Raw genomic sequence first — 16793 nt, forward strand, 5'->3', positions numbered from 1 at the left:
GACCTCCTCGTCGTTCGCGCGGTCCTGAACAGGGTGGGGATCGGACGGGAGGCCCGTGGCGGGGCCGTGGCGGGCCTCCCCGTCCGTCAGGGGGTGACGCCCGTCACTGCGAGCCGAGCTGGCTCGCGATGGACGACATCGTGTCCTTGCCGGAGGTCTGTCCGTTCACCGCCTGCAGGGCGTACTGCGCGAAGAGCTGGTTGAGCTGGTCGCTCTGCTTGTTGCCGGGCAGCGGGGTGGCGTTCTCGAGCCCCGTCTTCAGGGCGTCCTCGACCCCGTCGATGCCGGCGTTGTCGTACCAGGCCTGCTGCGCCGCGGTGCGTGCCGGGAAGGCGCGACCCTGCTCGGCGAGCGAGGTGAGCGTGGCCTCGTTCGTCATCGTCGTGATGGCCTTGAACGCCTGCTCGGGGTACTTGCACTGCTTCGAGATGCCGAAGCCCGACCCGGCGGCGAACGAGCTGGGTCCGTCCGTGCCCGAGGGGATGGTCGTGATGCCGAGGTCGAACTGCACCTTGGCCTTCTGGCTGATGATCGACCACGGACCGTCGCTGTACATCGCGACGTCACCGGACACGAACGCGTTGTCGTCGGTGGAGCCGTCGGTGCTCGCCTGCGTGGCGTAGCCGTCCTTGACCAGGCTGCCGATCCAGTCGAGCCCCTCGGCGAACTTCGTGTTCGAGGCGTCGAGCGTGCCGTCGGCCCCGATGACCCGACCGCCGTTGTAGCCGAGGATCATCGACTCGAGGGGGATGTCCTCGACGCTCGTGCCCCAGATCGGTGTGCCGGCGGCCTTGAGTTGCTTCGCGGCGTCCTCGAACTCGTCGACCGTCCAGCCCGGCTTCGGCTCGGGGACGCCCGCCTTGTCGAAGATGTCCTTGTTGTAGAACATGACCATGGGGCCGGTGTCGTACGGCAGCCCGTAGAGCTTGCCGTCGACCTTCATGCCGTCGAGCCCGGTCTGGTCGTACTCGCTCAGGTCGAGGTCGGCCTGCTTCGCCATGTCGTCGATCGGCACGAGCACGTCCGTGTAGTTCGCGGCGCGGAGCGACTGGATGCTCACGATGCACGGGGCGGTGCCGGTGGACAGCTGCGTGCGGAGCTTCGTCCAGTAGTCGTTGAACGGGGAGCCCTGGATCGACACGTCCACGTCGTCGTCGGTCTTGACGGTGTCGGCGACCTTCTGCCACGCGGCCTTGTCCTCCTTCCCGGCGATCCACATGGCCCAGGTGAGGGAGTCCTTCGACTGGCCGTCGCTGGCGTTGCTGCCAGCGGAACAGCCGGTGAGCACGAGCAGGGCAGCTGCTGCTGCCGCCAGCCCGGCGGTACGTCGTCGTTGCATCGGTGTCTCCACTTCGTCGTGGTGATGGGGTGTGCGGGGAGGGGGGAGTCAGGCGACCCGGACGGCGTCCGGGACGTGCGCTGCGTCGGACTCGGCCCAGACCGGGCCGTCCGGGAACGCGTGGGTGGTCAGGGTGTCGGCGAGCAGCTCGGTGCCGGCGCCGGGCGCGGTCGGCGGCCAGTAGCGTCCGTCGTGGACGTCGACCGGGGTCACGAAGTGCTCGTGCAGGTGGTCGACGAACTCGATGCACCGGGTGTCGAGGTCGCCGGTCAGGGCGACCGCGTCGAACATCGACAGGTGCTGCACCGCCTCGCACAGGCCGACACCGCCGGCGTGCGGGCAGACACGGACGCCGTGCTTCGCGGCGAGGAGCAGGATCGCCAGGTTCTCGTTCACCCCGGCGACCCGGGTGGCGTCGATCTGCAGCACCGACATCGACCTGGCCTGGATCAGCTGCTTCGCGATCACGCGGTTCGCCATGTGCTCCCCCGTCGCGACCGGGATCGGGGCGATGCGCCGGGCGATCTCGGCGTGGGCCAGGATGTCGTCCGGGCTCGTGGGCTCCTCGACCCACGCGATGTCGAAGGGGCGGAGCCGGTCGATCCACGCCACGGCCTCGTCGACGTCCCAGCGCTGGTTGGCGTCGATCGCGACCCGGACGTCCGGGCCGACGGTGGCGCGGGCGATGCCCATCCGTCGGACGTCCTCGTCCACGTCGCCGCCGACCTTGAGCTTGATCTGGGTGAACCCGTCGTCCACGGCTTCACGGCACAGCCGCGCGAGCTTCTCGTCGTCGTAGCCGAGCCAGCCCGGGGTCGTCGTGTAGGCGCGGTAACCCTCGCGCTCCAGACGGGTACGGCGTTCGGCACGCAGCGGTTCGGCGGCGCGGAACAGCTCGAGCGCCTCGGCCGGGGTGATCGCGTCGGTCAGGTACCGGAAGTCGACCAGGTCGACGAGTTCCTCGGGACGCAGGTCGGCGAGCAGGGCCCAGAGCGGCTGCCCCGCACGTTTCGCCCGCAGGTCCCACAGGGCGTTCACCACGGCGCCGATCGCCATGTGCATGACGCCCTTCTCCGGGCCGAGCCACCGCAGCTGCGAGTCGTGCACCATCGCGCGCCAGGTGCCGCCCATGTCGGCCAGGACCGCCTCGGCATCGGCGCCGACGACGTGCCCGCGGAGCGCCGCGATCGCCGACTCCTGCACCTCGTTGCCGCGGCCGATGGTGAAGACGAAGCCGGTGCCGACCAGGCCGTCGAGCGCGTCGGTGGTGATCTCGACGTAGGCGGCGGAGTAGTCGGGAGCGGGGTTCATGGCGTCGGACCCGTCGTGCTCTCGCGAGGTCGGGAACCGGATGTCGTGCACGTGCAGACCGGTGATGCGGCTCATCTGTGTCTCCTGCCGTCCGGTCTCCGTCGACCGAACGGTGCAATCAAAACATCCGATGTCTTGCGCGTCAAGAGCCGTGTTCGTGCCGTTTCGGCGAAAGTCACCCCGCAACCGTCCGATGACTGCGCATGCGGCGGTCTGGACGCATCAACGGCCTGGAGGCGCGGTGCGGGTCGGTCCCGCACCGCGCCTCCAGGCCGTTCTCGCCCCCGCGCCGGGGGCGACGCGATGGTCGCGCCGGTCAGGCGGAGGCGAGCCGCCCCATCTCGGCGACGACCGCACGCAGCCGCGCCGCGAGCTCGTCGCGCGAACCGTCCGCCGACCGGTGGGCCGACTCGATCACGGCGGCCATCACCAGCGTGGTCGCGGTCCGCGCGGTGTCCTCGCCGACCCGCTCGGCAGCGACCGTCAGGACCGTCTGCCGGGCGTGCGCCATCCACTGCATCATCGCCGGGACCATCTCCGGCCGAGCCCGGACGAGCTCCTTCATGCGCCGACGGTCCTGTGGCAGGGTGACCGTCTGCGCGACGAGCTCGCAGAGGTCCGACACCAGCGGACCCGCGGAACCGAGGAACACTGCGCGCGCCGCGTCCGGGACCATCGTCGCCGGCAACCCGAGGGCCGCCTCGGCCTTCGACGGGAAGTAGTTGAAGAACGTCCGCGGGGAGACCCCGGCGTCCGCGCAGATCTGCTCCACCGTCACCCCGGCGAGCCCCCGATCGGTGACCAGGGCGAGTGCCGACCGGTGGATGGCGGACCGGGTCTGCTGCTTCTTGCGTTCCCGCAGGCCGCAGTCGCTCGCGACGAGGTCCTCGGTGGTGGTGGTCTGGTGCACGTGCTGCGCTCCGTCCTGCTCTCGGGTCCGTGCGACGCCGGGCCTCCGCGTCGTGTGACGAGGAGGCCCGGCGGGGTTCAGTCCTTGGACCGACCGCCCTGGACCGGGATCGAACCGGTGACCGGGGCGGTGGGCGAGCCCATCGTGTCCGCGGCCCGCACGGCCTGCGCTTCGAGGTCGTCGGCGGTGCCGGCGTCGTCCGCCTGCTCCTGCAGGGCCGAGCTCTTGCGGAGCGGCGGCGCCTTGAAGAAGAAGCTCAGGACGAACGCGAGCAGGATCACCGAGAAACCGACCCAGTAGACGGTCACGGCCGAGGCGTTGAACCCCGACATGAACGGCCGGGTCAGGGCCGGGTCCGCACCGTTGAGGTAGGACGTGTCGCTCGTCTCGGCGTTCGAGTCCTTCGAGTCGTTCGCGCCCTTGTCGATCTGCTTCGACAGCTCCGGGGCGAGCTGGTCCACCCAGTAGGTGCGCTGCGACGAGTCGGACCAGTCGACGACGAGTCGGCCGTCCTGCACGCTGGCGTGCGCCTTGTCGGCGGCTGCGGTGAGCGCCTGCTGCCGCACCGCATCGGGAGCACCGGCGGTGGCCGCGGTCACCTGGTCGGTGGCGGTGTCGAGCCCGGACTGCACCTGCTGCTGGAGCGGGGTGACGATCGGGTTCCAGATCTGGTCCATGACACCCTGGTTCGCCTTGGCGCTCGCGACCGTCGGGTCGAGCGCCGCGCTGAGGGCGGGCTTCAGGTTCGACTGGTCCGCCGTGGCGTGCAGGATGTTCGTCGGCATGAGCGAGAACAGGACGGACAGCAGCACGGCGGTGCCGAGCGTGCCACCGATCTGCCGGAAGAACGTGGCGGACGACGTCGCGACCCCCATGTCCCGCGGCTGCACCGCGTTCTGCGACGCCAGGGTGATGCTCTGCATGAGCTGGCCGAGCCCGAGACCGATCAGGAACATGCCGATCATCAGGAACCACAGCGGCTTGTCGATCGTCATGAACGTCAGGACGACGTAGCCGAGCGACACCAGCGCCGTCCCGATGACCGGGAAGATCCGGTAGCGGCCGGTACGGGCCACGATCTGCCCCGACGCGATCGAGGCGATCATCAGGCCACCGATCATCGGCAGCGTGGCGAACCCGGACTCCGTCGGCGTGAGACCGGTGACGATCTGCAGGTACAGCGGGATGGTGAGCATCGCACCGAACATCGCGAAGCCGACCAGGAAGCCCAGGACGGTCGCCATCGAGAACGTGGCCGAGCGGAAGAGCTTGAGCGGGATGATCGCGTCGTCCTGCATGCGGGTCTCGATCACCAGGAAGGCGACGAGGCCGAGTGCGCCGATGCCGTAGCAGGCCAGCGCGCTCGCCGAACCCCAGCCCCACGTGCGACCCTGCTCCGCGACGAGGAGCAGCGGTGCCAGCGTGACGATGACCGAGGTCGCGCCCCACCAGTCGATGCGCGGCTTCGCCCTGGCCTCGCCGAACTTCGGCAGGTGCAGGAACGCGATCACCATGAGCAGCGCCGCGACGCCGATCGGCACGTTGATCAGGAACACCCAGCGCCAGCCGGTGATGCCGACGATCGAGCTCGCACCGGCGAACAGTCCGCCGATGAGCGGGCCGATGACGGACGAGATGCCGAAGACCGCCAGGAAGTAGCCCTGGTACTTCGCACGCTCACGGGGCGCGAGGATGTCGCCCATGATCGCCAGTGGCAGCGACATCAGCGCACCGGCACCGATGCCCTGGAACGCGCGGAAGGCGGCCAGCATGGTCATCGACGTCGACAGGGTCGAGAGCAGTGACCCGAGGATGAAGACCGCGATGCCGAAGATGTAGAGCGGGCGACGCCCGAAGACGTCGGAGAGCTTGCCGTAGATGGGCGTGGTGATGGTCGACGCGATCAGGTAGGCGGTCGTGACCCAGGCCTGCTGGTCGAGGCCGTGCAGGTCGTCGCCGATCGTACGGATCGCGGTACCGACGATGGTCTGGTCGAGCGAGGACAGGAACATGCCCGCCATCAGGCCGTAGATGACGAGCAGGATCTGGCGGTGCGACATGATCGGCTTGCCCGGCGTGCTCGCCGGGGAGTCCTGTCGTCCGCGCGACACCTCGACGGGTGCGGTGGCAGTGGACATGCGGTGTTCCTCACAGGGGGTGTGGCGTGGTGGTCGTCGGCCTGGTCGGGGCCCCGAACCAGGATCAACCTTGCAGGCTATGCAACTTTACACTGCAAGCACCTTTGCCGCCAACGCAAAGTTGCCGAGCGTGCACGTTCGTGTACGGGTTCTCAGGTAGCGTCGGGTCATGGGGCGAACCACCTGGACCGACGTACCGACGACGCTGCGGCAGCAGGTGGAGGGGGTGCTGGGCGGGCCCGTCGTGACCGCCGAGTCGCAGGCGAGCGGGTGGTCCCCCGGCAGCGCGGACCGCGTGACGACCGGGGCCGGACGACGCGCCTTCGTGAAGACGGTGTCGCGCTCGCGCAACGAAGCGGCCTTCGAGCTGCACCGGCGCGAGGCCACGGTCATGGCGCAGCTGCCGACCACCGTGCAGGCGCCGCGACTGCTCGACGCACTGCACACCACAGTCGACGGCGACGACTGGGTCGCGCTCGTGCTCGACGACGTCGCGGGACAGCACCCGGGCAGCCACCTCGACGGTTCGGACACGACGGCCGTGCTCGACGCGCTCGACACCCTGCCGCTCGCGACCGGCGCCCTGGCGGCACTCCCCCGCATCGCCGAGGACCTGCGCGGCGAGTTCGGGGCCTGGGACCGGATGCTGACCGACGACGCGACCGCCGCCCGCGTCGCCGAGGTCGTGCCGCCGCACGTGCTCGACGCCGGCCCCGCGATCGCCCGTGCGGCGTCGCAGGCGGCCGCGCTCGTCGACGGCGAGCACCTCGTGCACGCCGACTGCCGAGCGGACAACCTGCTCGTCGACGGCGGCGGGCTCGTCTGGGTGGTCGACTGGCCCTGGGCGAGCGTGGGTGCGCACTGGCTCGACCCACTGACCTACCTGCTCGACACCCTCGTGCGTGGTGAGGACGCCGACGTCGAGCACCACCTCGCCACGCACCCGGTGTTCGCCGGGGTGCCGGCCGACACGATCGACGCCGTGCTGGCCGGGCTCGCCGGGCTGTTCTTCGAGCACGCCCTGCCGCCGGCGCCACCGAACATGCCCACGATCCGCGACTTCCAGCGGCGCGAGGGCGTGGCGGCCGCCGAGTGGCTGCTCCGCCGCTGGACCGACTGACGGCTCGTCCGCGGACGCCGGGGGACGCATCTGTCCAGGGAGCGCAGCGCGCCGGAGCGTACGGTCCACCGCATGACTGACGAGCACCGCACCCCGCGCCCCGAAGACGACGCCGCGCGCCTCGGTCTCGTCGTCGTCGGCGAGGCAGCAGCCCTGCAGTCCGGCGACGAAGCGGCGTTGGACGCGAGCGAGCAGAACATCCGCGACACGATCGACGAGCTGGTCGACGAGCCCCTGACGCAGCGGCAGGAAGAGGTCGTCGAGCGACTCGCCGCGGCCGGTGGGACCCTGACCGCTGGGCTCAGCGGCGCCCTCGCCGCACAGAGCGGACGCAGCGTCGACGACGTGCTCGAGGGCGCCGCTCGCAGTGTCGTCTGGCAGCAGCGGCTGGCCGACCAGCGCGAGGACGCCGGGTCGCAGCAGCGTGAGGACGCCGGTGGGCAGCAGCGCGACCAACAGGACGAGAACGGGCGCGGCGAGGGCTGACCCTCGACGCGCCCGCCGAACGGGTCCGCTCGGTTACTCGACCGGTTCGGCCTGCGGCGCCGCCTGCTCGCGCACGACGGCTCGGGCGGCTGCCTGCCCCGTCGTGGTGCTCTTCACGATGTCGCTCAGGGTGAACCCGGCGGTGGCACCGAGCAGCGCATCGACCTCGCTGAACTGGCTGACGACGCTCTTCGACAGTGCGCCGGCGCCGTCGGAGGACACCACGGTGAGCGTGTCGATGTTGCTCATCGGAGCAGCGAGCTCGCGGGCGATGCTCGGCAGTGTCTCGATCGCCTTGACCCGCAGGACGGCCTCGGAGTGCTGTGCGAGCGCGTCGGCCTGCGCCTTGGTCGCATCGGCCTCGGCCTGACCCTTGGCACGGATCGCGTCGGCGGCGGCTTCGCCCTCGGCGCGTGAGGCGTCGGCGGCGAGCTTGCGGGCGTCCGCCTCGGCCTTCGCCTCGGCCGCGACGGCCTCGGCGGAGATCCGGCGGGCCTCGGCCTGGGCGCGTGCGGTCTCGACCTGGGCACCGGCAGCGGCTTCGGCCTCGACGCGGGTCTTGCGCGCCTGGGCCTCGGCGACGGCGGAGACCTCGGACTCGAGCTCGGCACGACGCAGTTCGGCACGCTTCTGGGCGGTGATCTGCTCCTGCTCGACGACGCCCTGGGACGCACGCGCCTGGGCGAGCGGGCCGGCGGCAGCGGCTTCGGCGGACGCACGGTCGGCGTCGAGCTGCAGCGCGGCACGACGGATGGCCAGGGTGTTCTCGGCCTCGGCGATCGCCTGGTCGGCGGTCGCGCGCGCCTCTCGCGCTTCACGGTCCGCCTGGGCCTCGGCGTTCTCGGCCTCGAGTCGCACCCGTGCACGCTCGGCACGACCGAGGTCACTGATGTACTCGTTGCGGTCCGAGATGCCCTTGATCTCGAACGAGTCGACGTCGAGCCCCTGGCTGTGCAGGGCGTCCTTCGCGACGTCGAGCACGGCGACGGTGAGCTGGTCGCGCTTGCGGATGATGGTCGACACGTCGGTCGCACCGATCGAGGCGCGGAGCGAACCGGACAGGACCTCGCGCGCGAAGTCGTCGATCTTCTTCTCCTGCCCGAGGAACCGCTGCGCGGCAGCCCGGATCGAGGCGTCGGTCTCGCCGACCTTGACGAGCGCGACCGCTTCGACGTCGATGGTGACCCCTCGGGAGTCCTGCGCGTTGACGTTGATGTCGATCGCGCGCGAGCTGAGCGACAGCTTCGCGACCTTCTCGAAGAAGGGTCGGACGAGCACGCCGGCGCCGAGCACGACCTTGATGCCGGACTCGACGGTCTCGGTGCCGTCGTCGTTCTTGACCTTGCGCGAGCGCTTGCCGGTGATGATGAGCGCTTCGTCGGCGCCGGCGTTGCGGTACACGACCTTGGCGTAGATCAGCGCGATCACGGCGAGGACGATGATCCCCACGATGACCAGCGGGATGGCTCCGAGCGCGAACAGGACGTCCATGTTTCCCCCCTTGCGGACCAGGTACCAGCCTGGATTCCGCATCTGTTGTTCCGTTGGCTCCCATCCTAGGAGCGCCGGCGGACAGCGGGGGGCGCGCAGGGAAGTGTCGGGGACGACAGACGGGAGGCGCGGTGCAGGATCACCTGCACCGCGCCTCCCGGCCGTGTCGCGTCAGCGCCTACGCGCCCGCACGCCACCAGTCGTCGAAGGGCGTCGCCGGCACCTGCCGCTTGTGCTCCGTCGCGCGGTAGCGCGACTCGATCGCCTCGGCGACCTCGATCGGCACGTCGTGCCCCTGCAGGTAGGCGTCGATCTCGGCGTAGGACAGCCCCAGGTTCGCCTCGTCGGTCTGCCCGGGCGTCTCGTCGAGCAGGTCCGCGGTGGGGGCCTTCTCGTACAGACGGGCGGGTGCGCCGAGGTGCTCGAGCAGCTGCCGCCCCTGGCTCTTCGACAGCCCGGTGAGCGGGGTGAGGTCGACGCCGCCGTCACCGTACTTGGTGAAGAAGCCCGTGACGGCCTCGGCCGCGTGGTCCGTGCCGACCACCAGCAGGCCACGCTGCCCGGCGACCGCGTACTGGGCGACCATGCGCATGCGGGCCTTGACGTTGCCCTTCACGAAGTCGCTCAGCTCGACGCCGGAGGCCGCGGTGTCCTCGACGACCCCGTCGACCCCGTGCTCGATGTTCACGGTGATGCCCGGGTCGGCCGCGATGAACTGCAGGGCGAGCTGGGCGTCGTCCTCGTCGGCCTGCACCCGGTAGGGCATGCGGACGGTCGTGAACTCGGCCGGGTGCCCCTCGGCACGGAGCGACTCGACCGCGAGCTGGGTCAGGCGGCCGGCCAGGGTGGAGTCCTGCCCGCCGCTGATGGCGAGGAGGTACCCCTTCGCCCCGGTCGTCAGCAGGTAGTCGCGCAGGAACCCGACACGACGGGCGACCTCCTGCTCCGGGTCGATGGTCGGCTGGACGTTGAGGTCCGCTGCGATGGCGGCTTGGAGTTCACGCACCACCCCAGTATCACGCCGATCGGCCCGGATGGACCGGATCGATCGACAGTTCGATGCCACGCGATGGTGCTGTCGATCGCGCAGAGGTGTTGTTCGTCCCGATCGGGTTCCGCACCGCGCCGACGCCGCACTCGAGGCCACTCCCGTGGCGCACGCGGTCGCGCCGCGTGCGCTTCGTGCGCAGGAACGGTCGGGTGCGCGCCTGCGACCCGACCGTTCCTGCTCACGAAGTGGGGTGCGCCGCGCTACGAGCTGCGCTCGGCGCTGCGCCCACGGCGCAGCAGCAGCACGACGACAGCACCGGCCACCAGGACCGTGCCGGCGCCGAGGGCGACCCACACGCCGGGCGCGATGCCCGGTGACGACGACGGCGCTCCGTCGGACGCCCCGGTGGCCGTCGCGGTGGCGCTCGGTGTGGGCGCGGTGCTCGCCGTCGGGGTCGGAGCACCGGTCGCGCTCGGGGTCGGAACAGCAGCTGCAGCCCGGTAGTCGAACGCGAGCGTGCCCTCGATCGGGTGGCCGTCCGGCGACACGTACCGCCAGAGCACCGTGTAGTTGCCCCGGTCGAGATCGACCGCGCGGCGCATGGTCGTGCCGGAGACGGTCACGTCACCCGTGGCGACGTCCATGCCGGCAGCATCCGTCACCTGGATCCGGAGCCCGGCGTCGAGGCCGGCGAGCGGCGCCTCGGAGAAGGTCAGGTCGACCGTCTGCAGCGGTTCGGTGACGACCGCCCCGTCCGCCGGGGTACTGCTCGTCAGGGCCGAGTGGGCAGACGCGGGCTGGACGCCGACGAGCGTCAGCAGTCCCGCCGCGACGATCGCCAGTGCCGCCGCAGTGGTTCGGGCTGTACGCATGCGCAGACTCTACCGACGGTCGAGCGGCAATCCGCTGCGGATCAGAGCTGCTCGCCGAGGAAGTCTGCGTACGTCGGCTCGTAGCGCGCGTCGCCGGCGCCGACGAGCTGGTGGCCGGTTCCTTCGAGGCGCTCGGCAACGAGGGCGGCGAGTTCTTCCGGGGACCGGAGCCCGTGGCGGTGCCAGATGTTCTGCAAGTTGGCGGCCATGATGACCAGCCCTTCGTCGAGATGATGCGCATCTCGGATCCGTCCGGGTCGACCCGCTGTGCCAGACCCCACAGATCGTGAGGAGCATCGTGACGACGAGTCCCTGATGACTGACCCGGTACCGCAACGATACGGTCGCGTCCCACCGCCGTCGAGGCGGATGCGCTTCGCGGCTGACGACGGACGGGAGGCCCGGTGCCAGCTGGCACCGGGCCTCCAGTCGTCAGGGGGTCGCGCCCAGGGCGCGGGTCCGCTCGATCAGTCGGTGCCGGAGTCGAAGGCGGCGCCTTCGGAGGCCAGGTCGGTGCGACGGCCCATCGCGTCCTCGGCGTCGGAGGCGACGATCGCGCCACCGAGGATCTCCTCGGCCTCGCCCGCTTCGAGCTCGCCGACGAGCTCGGCCGTCGCGCCACCGATGAGGCCGGCGGCGGCGTACTGCTCGAGTCGCGAACGAGAGTCCGCGATGTCGAGGTTGCGCATCGTGAGCTGGCCGATGCGGTCGTCCGGCCCGAACGCGGCGTCACCGACGCGCTCCATCGACAGCTTGTCCGGGTGGTACGACAGCGCCGGGCCCGTGGTGTCGAGGATCGTGTAGTCGTCGCCGCGACGCAGACGCAGCGTGACCTCGCCGGTGACGGCGGAGGCGACCCAGCGCTGCAGCGACTCACGGAGCATCAGGGACTGCGGGTCGAGCCAGCGACCTTCGTACATCAGGCGACCGAGACGGCGACCCTCGTTGTGGTACGAGGCGACGGTGTCCTCGTTGTGGATCGCGTTGAGCAGGCGCTCGTAGGCGATGTGCAGCAGCGCCATGCCCGGCGCCTCGTAGATGCCGCGGCTCTTCGCCTCGATGATGCGGTTCTCGATCTGGTCGGACGCACCCAGGCCGTGGCGGCCACCGATGGCGTTCGCCTCGTAGACCAGGGCGACCGCGTCGGTGTACTCGACGCCGTTGATCGCGACGGGGCGACCGGCCTCGAACCGGACGCTGACGATCTCGGTCGCGACCTCGACGTCGTCACGCCAGGCCGCGACACCCATGATCGGCTCGACGATGTCCAGGCCGCTGGACAGCTCTTCGAGGCTCTTCGCCTCGTGCGTCGCGCCCCAGATGTTCGCGTCGGTCGAGTACGCCTTCTCGGTGGAGTCGCGGTACGGGAACCCACGGGCGACGAGCCACTCGCTCATCTCCTTGCGGCCGCCGAGCTCCTCGACGAACTCGGAGTCGAGCCACGGCTTGTAGACGCGCAGGCGCGGGTTGGCCATCAGGCCGTAGCGGTAGAACCGCTCGATGTCGTTGCCCTTGTAGGTGGAGCCGTCGCCCCAGATGTCGACGCCGTCTTCCTTCATCGCACGGACGAGCATCGTGCCCGTCACCGCGCGACCGAGCGGCGTCGTGTTGAAGTACGTCTTGCCGCCGGAGCGGATGTGGAACGCACCGGTCTGCAGTGCGACCAGGCCTTCTTCGACCAGGGCGCTCTTCGCGTCGACCAGCCGGGCGATCTCCGCGCCGTACTCGTGGGCGCGGCTCGGGACGGCGTCGATGTCCGGCTCGTCGTACTGGCCGATGTCAGCCGTGTACGTGCAGGGGATCGCTCCCTTCTCGCGCATCCAGGCAACGGCGCAGGAGGTGTCGAGACCCCCTGAGAACGCGATGCCGACTCGTTCGCCGACGGGGAGACTGCTCAGGACCTTGGACACGGGGTCAATCGTACGGGGCCAGCGGGGTCGACTACCGTCCGGGGCGACGGTTGTGGAGAACTAGTCGGGCAGAACCAGGAACCGATCCGGGGCGACCGGACAATACAGAGCATGAACCAGATCACGGGGGACCGGTCCGACTGGGCCCTGGGCGTCGCCGGGGACGGCCGTGCGGTCGGTCGGCTCTTCGACCGGCACGCGGCGCGACTGCGTCGTCACGTCCGAGCGCTCGTCCCGACGCCGGACGACGCCGACGACGTGGTCGCCGTGGTGTTCCTCGAAGCCTGGCGGAAGCGGGACCACGTCCGTTTCGTCGACGACTCGATGCTGCCGTGGCTCCTCGTCACGGCGACCAACACGGCGCACAACCTGACGCGGTCCTCTCGGCGCCACCGCTCGTTCCTCGGCAGGTTCCCGGTCGACGACCCGGCACCCGACCCAGCGGACTCCTTCACCGACGCAGAGGCCGTGACCGCACTCCGTGGTCTCCCGATCGCGGACCAGCGCGTCCTGTCCCTCTGCGTGCTCGAGGGGCTGAGCGAGCGTGAGGCCGCGACCGTCCTCGGCGTCCCGCCCGGCACCGTCAAGTCCCGGCTCCACCGTGCGAAGGCGCGGCTCCACAAGCAGTACTCGGCGACAGCGGAACCCCTCGGAGGCACACTGTGAACCACGACCAGATCTCCCCCCGGCTCGCGGCGATGCGCGACGCACTCGTCGCAGAGGTCGACGCGACCAGCGCCACCGGAGCGCCGCTCCGTCGACGTCGCCGACCGACCCGCGGCACGGTCCTCACGATCGCGGCCGCGTTCCTGGCGGGATCGGCCGTCACGGGCGGGATCACCGCGGCTGCCCTCCCGTCGAACGACCCGGATGCCGCGCTGGAGAGCACCCTTGCGACCTCGACGCGCTACATGGTCGAGGACGTCAACCACGCCACGATCCTCGGGACTCCGGCCTTCGCGAGCACGCAGGGCGATGGTTCGTTCTCGCTCGGTGCCCGCCCCGCGGACGCTGACCGTGTGACGCTCACGTGGAAGTGCCTCGACCCGGCGACCTTCACCGTGGCCGTCGACGGGACGACCGTCGACGGGCCGACCCGCTGCACGCCCGGCGCGACCGGTGCGCATTGGAGCCTGTCCCCTGCGACCGGTTCCGGACGTGCGTCGGTGACCGTCTCCGTGATGGGCGGCGGCTCCGCCCGCTACGCCGTCTGGGCCTCGTGGGCCGAGTCCGCGCCGATCGCGGATCCGTCTGCCCAGCAGCGAGCCGAGATCCGCGACGGCCGGATCACCCTCGACGAGTACCGCGCCGCGTTCAACCGGCTCGAGGCCTGCCTGACGCAGGCGGGACACCCGATGGACGACGTGCCCCTCCTCTGGTTCGCGAACGGGTCCTGGACGAGCCGACCCGTCGGCACGGGCCCCTGGTACCTGTACTCGACGCCGACCGAGGGCCTCGAGGTGTTCGACACCCAGTGCTACCCGCGGGAGTTCGGCCAGGTCGACGCGCTCTGGCAGGCGGAACACCCCGTGCCGGAGGACCCGCCGGCCCAGCCCGCTGGATGATGCACCATGGTGCGGAGAGTCCTGCGACCGATGAAGGGAACGAGATGACTGCCGAGGCCCTCGACGTCCGGGCGGAACTCCGCGCGCTGATCGAGCACCGTTCCGTCGCGCTCGAGGCGATCGCGCAGATGACCGGGATCTCGGAGTCCACGCTCTCCGCGTACCTGGCCGGGCCAGGGACCGAGCACCAGGGTCTGACCGCCCTCGGGACCGGGCTGACTCCCGACGAATCGCAGCGGCTCGCCGTCTTCGCAGCCATGCTGGCCGCGGCTGGGAGCGTGCCCGACGATGACCGCGTCCGGGGCATGCTCGAGGGTCTCACGCAGGTCTCCGGGCTGACGGTGGCGAACATCGCGTCGCTCACCGGGATCGCGGAGTCCGACCTCGATGCGTTCTCGGAGGACCCGACCGGGGTGAGCGATGCCGTGAAGTACGCGATCGCGACCCGGACCTCGTACCTCGTACCTCGTGAACGCCGTCAACCTCGCGACGTCGAGACACTGAGCGACACCGACGTGCGGCAGGAACTCGAACCGTTTCGATCTGGTGCCCCTGGAGGGACTCGAACCCCCAACCGTTTCCTTAGGACGGAACTGCTCTTCCATTGAGCTACAGAGGCTGGCGCGTCCACTCTAGCGGCGGAAGGGCCCCAGGAACGCGTGCAGTTCGTCGACGAACAGGTCGGGCTGCTCGAACGGCGCGAAGTGCCCGCCGCGGTCGAGTTCGTGGTGGAACACGAGGTTCGTGGTCCGCTCGAGCCACTCGCGCGGCGCCCGCACCAGGTCGCCGGGGAAGATCGAGAACCCGGACGGCACCTCGACCCGTCGCTCCAGCTGCTCCGCAGGGATCGCGGCGTTCGCGTGGTACATCCGCATCGCCGAGCCGATCGTGGCGGTGGCCCAGTACTCGGTGAGCAGCGCCAGGACCTCGTCGCGCGTGTAGACCGACCACAGGTCGCCGTCGCAGTCGCTCCACGCCCGGAGCTTCTCGACGATCCAGGCGGCCAGCCCAGCGGGTGAGTCGTTCAGCCCGACCGCTGCGGTCTGCGGCTTCGTCCGGTGCAGCATCGCGTAGGCGCCCTCGGCGGTGCGCCAGCGGTCGGTCGCGGCGACGAACTCCCGTTCGGCGGCGGACAGCGTCGACGGGTCGAGCCCCGGCCAGGCGAGCCCGCCGTCGATGCGGTGCACGGCGACGACCCGGTCGGGGTGGTCGAGTGCCAGGTACCGGGCGACGTGTGTGCCGATGTCGCCACCGGAGACCGCGAACCGCTCGTACCCGAGATCCGTCATCAGTGTCGCCCACATGCCGGCCACCTGCCGGGCGTCGAGCACCTGCGGCGGCGCATCCGAGAAGCCGTACCCGGGCATGTCCGGCACGACGACGTCGTACCCGGCGTCGACGAGCATCGGCAGCACCTTCCGGTACCGCCAGCCGGAGTCCGGCCAGCCGTGCGCGAGCAGGACCGGCAGCGCGTCCGGCTGTGCGGCCCGGGCGTGCAGCACGTGGATGCCGATGCCGTCCACGACGGCACGACGCGAGGGCAGCGCCTCGAGCGCGGCACGGTGCGCGTCGAAGTCGAAGCCGTCGGCCCAGTACTCGACGAGTGGCCGCAGAACGTCGTAGTCGGCACCGAGCGACCAGCCGACCCCGGCGGGTGCGTCCGGCCAGCGCGTGGCGCGCAGCCGCGCGCGCAGGTCGTCGATGGTCGCGCCGTCGATGTGCGGTGTCTCGCCCATGCGGCCGACGCTACGCGGCGCCACCGACGCAGATCGGCGAGCGCGGACCGGAGCCGCTCCCCCTGGCGGACCGGCTGCATGTCCGCACAGGCCGTGACGAGCCTCCCGGCGGCGTTCACCTGGCGGACACCCGCGCATCGTCTGCTCGCCATGGGGTGCGTCGACGCTGGTCGGACCGCGCCGGTCCCGGCGTGGCGGCACGTACCCAGGAGTCCCATGATCTCGCTCGTCTGCCTCGACATGGCCGGAACCACCGTCGACGACGGTGGCGTCGTCCTCGACGCCTTCCGCGCCGCGCTCACCGACGTCGGCCTCGAGCGTGGGAGCGCCGAGCACGACCACGCCGTGCAGTACGCCGTCGACACCATGGGCCAGTCGAAGATCGCCGTCTTCACGGCGCTCTTCGACGGGGACGCCGTCCGCGCCGAGGCTGCGAACACCGCGTTCGAACGCGCCTACGCACGCACCCTCGACCGGGGCGTGCGGCCGGTGGACGGTGCCGTCGAGACGCTCGTCGCACTCCGCGCCGCGGGTCGGCAGATCGCGCTGACCACCGGGTTCTCGCCCGCGACGCGTGACGCGGTGCTCGACCTGCTCGGCTGGCGGCCGCTGGTCGACCTCGCGCTCTCCCCCGCCGACGCCGGGCGCGGGCGCCCGTACCCGGACATGGTGCTCACCGCCGTGCTCCGGACCGGCACCGACGACGTCCGTGCCGTGGCGGTCGTCGGTGACACCGTTGCCGACCTGCTCACCGGGCACCGCGCCGGCGCCTCCGTCGTGGCGGGCGTGCGGACCGGGACGCACCAGGACGCGGACTTCGCGACGGTCGAGCACACCCACGTCCTCGACTCGGTCGCCGAGCTGCCGTCGGTGCTCGCCGAGGTCGACGAGGCTGTGGCCGCGGTGTGACGACCGCGTGACGAC

At 70.9% G+C, this 16793-nt stretch carries 15 protein-coding genes, 1 tRNA gene and 1 pseudogene; 6 read left to right on the forward strand and 11 right to left on the reverse strand.

Annotated features, from left to right (window positions below):
• Window positions 1-103 precede the first annotated feature (103 nt).
• From BOSE127_RS09285 to BOSE127_RS09300, 4 genes are all read right to left on the reverse strand, one after another.
• Window positions 104-1339: an ABC transporter substrate-binding protein gene (locus BOSE127_RS09285; RefSeq protein WP_236559528.1), complete on the reverse strand. Its 1236-nt coding sequence runs from the start codon at window positions 1337-1339 to the stop codon at window positions 104-106.
• A 48-nt stretch (window positions 1340-1387) separates the two neighbouring features.
• Entirely contained in the window at window positions 1388-2725 is a 1338-nt protein-coding gene (locus tag BOSE127_RS09290; RefSeq protein ID WP_159556980.1) for an enolase C-terminal domain-like protein, read from the reverse strand.
• A 241-nt stretch (window positions 2726-2966) separates the two neighbouring features.
• Entirely contained in the window at window positions 2967-3560 is a 594-nt protein-coding gene (locus tag BOSE127_RS09295; protein ID WP_140449397.1) for a TetR/AcrR family transcriptional regulator, read from the reverse strand.
• A gap of 77 nt (window positions 3561-3637) precedes the next feature.
• Window positions 3638-5698, reverse strand: a complete 2061-nt coding sequence (locus BOSE127_RS09300; RefSeq protein WP_159556982.1) for an MDR family MFS transporter — start codon at window positions 5696-5698, stop codon at window positions 3638-3640.
• A 169-nt stretch (window positions 5699-5867) separates the two neighbouring features.
• Here BOSE127_RS09300 and BOSE127_RS09305 point away from each other — a divergent pair, with 169 nt between their 5' ends.
• Together BOSE127_RS09305 and BOSE127_RS09310 are read left to right on the forward strand one after the other, a co-directional pair.
• Window positions 5868-6818 (forward strand): phosphotransferase, encoded by a 951-nt coding sequence (locus BOSE127_RS09305; RefSeq protein WP_140449399.1) that lies wholly within the window; start codon window positions 5868-5870, stop codon window positions 6816-6818.
• Between the two features lie 72 nt (window positions 6819-6890).
• Window positions 6891-7304, forward strand: a complete 414-nt coding sequence (locus BOSE127_RS09310; protein ID WP_017888022.1) for a hypothetical protein — start codon at window positions 6891-6893, stop codon at window positions 7302-7304.
• Between the two features lie 33 nt (window positions 7305-7337).
• Here BOSE127_RS09310 and BOSE127_RS09315 read toward each other — a convergent pair whose 3' ends face one another.
• From BOSE127_RS09315 to argG, 5 genes are all read right to left on the reverse strand, one after another.
• Window positions 7338-8795 (reverse strand): SPFH domain-containing protein, encoded by a 1458-nt coding sequence (locus BOSE127_RS09315; protein ID WP_017888023.1) that lies wholly within the window; start codon window positions 8793-8795, stop codon window positions 7338-7340.
• 178 nt (window positions 8796-8973) lie between these two features.
• Entirely contained in the window at window positions 8974-9801 is an 828-nt protein-coding gene (gene nadE / locus BOSE127_RS09320; protein WP_031260204.1) for an ammonia-dependent NAD(+) synthetase, read from the reverse strand.
• 245 nt (window positions 9802-10046) lie between these two features.
• Window positions 10047-10658 carry a copper resistance CopC family protein gene (locus tag BOSE127_RS09325; protein WP_042540077.1) on the reverse strand — a complete coding sequence of 204 codons (612 nt, stop codon included), beginning with the start codon at window positions 10656-10658 and terminating at the stop codon, window positions 10047-10049.
• Between the two features lie 41 nt (window positions 10659-10699).
• Complete coding sequence (locus BOSE127_RS09330) at window positions 10700-10867, reverse strand: hypothetical protein (RefSeq protein WP_017888026.1); 168 nt, start codon at window positions 10865-10867, stop codon at window positions 10700-10702.
• A 258-nt stretch (window positions 10868-11125) separates the two neighbouring features.
• Window positions 11126-12568: an argininosuccinate synthase gene (gene argG / locus BOSE127_RS09335; RefSeq protein ID WP_042540079.1), complete on the reverse strand. Its 1443-nt coding sequence runs from the start codon at window positions 12566-12568 to the stop codon at window positions 11126-11128.
• A 111-nt stretch (window positions 12569-12679) separates the two neighbouring features.
• Between argG and BOSE127_RS09340 the strand changes: the two genes are divergently transcribed.
• The 3 genes and pseudogenes from BOSE127_RS09340 to BOSE127_RS17495 form a co-directional block, all read left to right on the forward strand.
• A complete protein-coding gene (locus BOSE127_RS09340) occupies window positions 12680-13234 on the forward strand; it encodes an RNA polymerase sigma factor (RefSeq protein ID WP_111032360.1) in 555 nt (184 codons plus the stop codon).
• Window positions 13231-14133, forward strand: a complete 903-nt coding sequence (locus tag BOSE127_RS09345) for a hypothetical protein (RefSeq protein WP_159556984.1) — start codon at window positions 13231-13233, stop codon at window positions 14131-14133. The genes BOSE127_RS09340 and BOSE127_RS09345 overlap by 4 nt, the downstream gene beginning before the upstream one ends.
• Before the next feature lie 44 nt (window positions 14134-14177).
• Window positions 14178-14585, forward strand: a pseudogene (locus BOSE127_RS17495) (HTH domain-containing protein); the annotation flags it as partial.
• A gap of 92 nt (window positions 14586-14677) precedes the next feature.
• On the opposite strand, the gene BOSE127_RS09350 reads toward BOSE127_RS17495, so the two are convergent.
• Both BOSE127_RS09350 and BOSE127_RS09355 read right to left on the reverse strand, forming a co-directional pair.
• Window positions 14678-14752: transfer RNA gene (locus BOSE127_RS09350), tRNA-Arg, on the reverse strand.
• A gap of 13 nt (window positions 14753-14765) precedes the next feature.
• A complete protein-coding gene (locus tag BOSE127_RS09355) occupies window positions 14766-15869 on the reverse strand; it encodes an epoxide hydrolase family protein (protein WP_159556986.1) in 1104 nt (367 codons plus the stop codon).
• 216 nt (window positions 15870-16085) lie between these two features.
• On the opposite strand from BOSE127_RS09355, the gene BOSE127_RS09360 reads away from it, so the two are divergent.
• Window positions 16086-16778 carry an HAD family hydrolase gene (locus tag BOSE127_RS09360; protein WP_159556988.1) on the forward strand — a complete coding sequence of 231 codons (693 nt, stop codon included), beginning with the start codon at window positions 16086-16088 and terminating at the stop codon, window positions 16776-16778.
• Window positions 16779-16793: the final 15 nt, after the last annotated feature.

Origin of the sequence: Curtobacterium sp. 8I-2 (assembly GCF_902506155.1) — a bacterium.
GTDB classification, from domain to species: domain Bacteria; phylum Actinomycetota; class Actinomycetes; order Actinomycetales; family Microbacteriaceae; genus Curtobacterium; species Curtobacterium poinsettiae.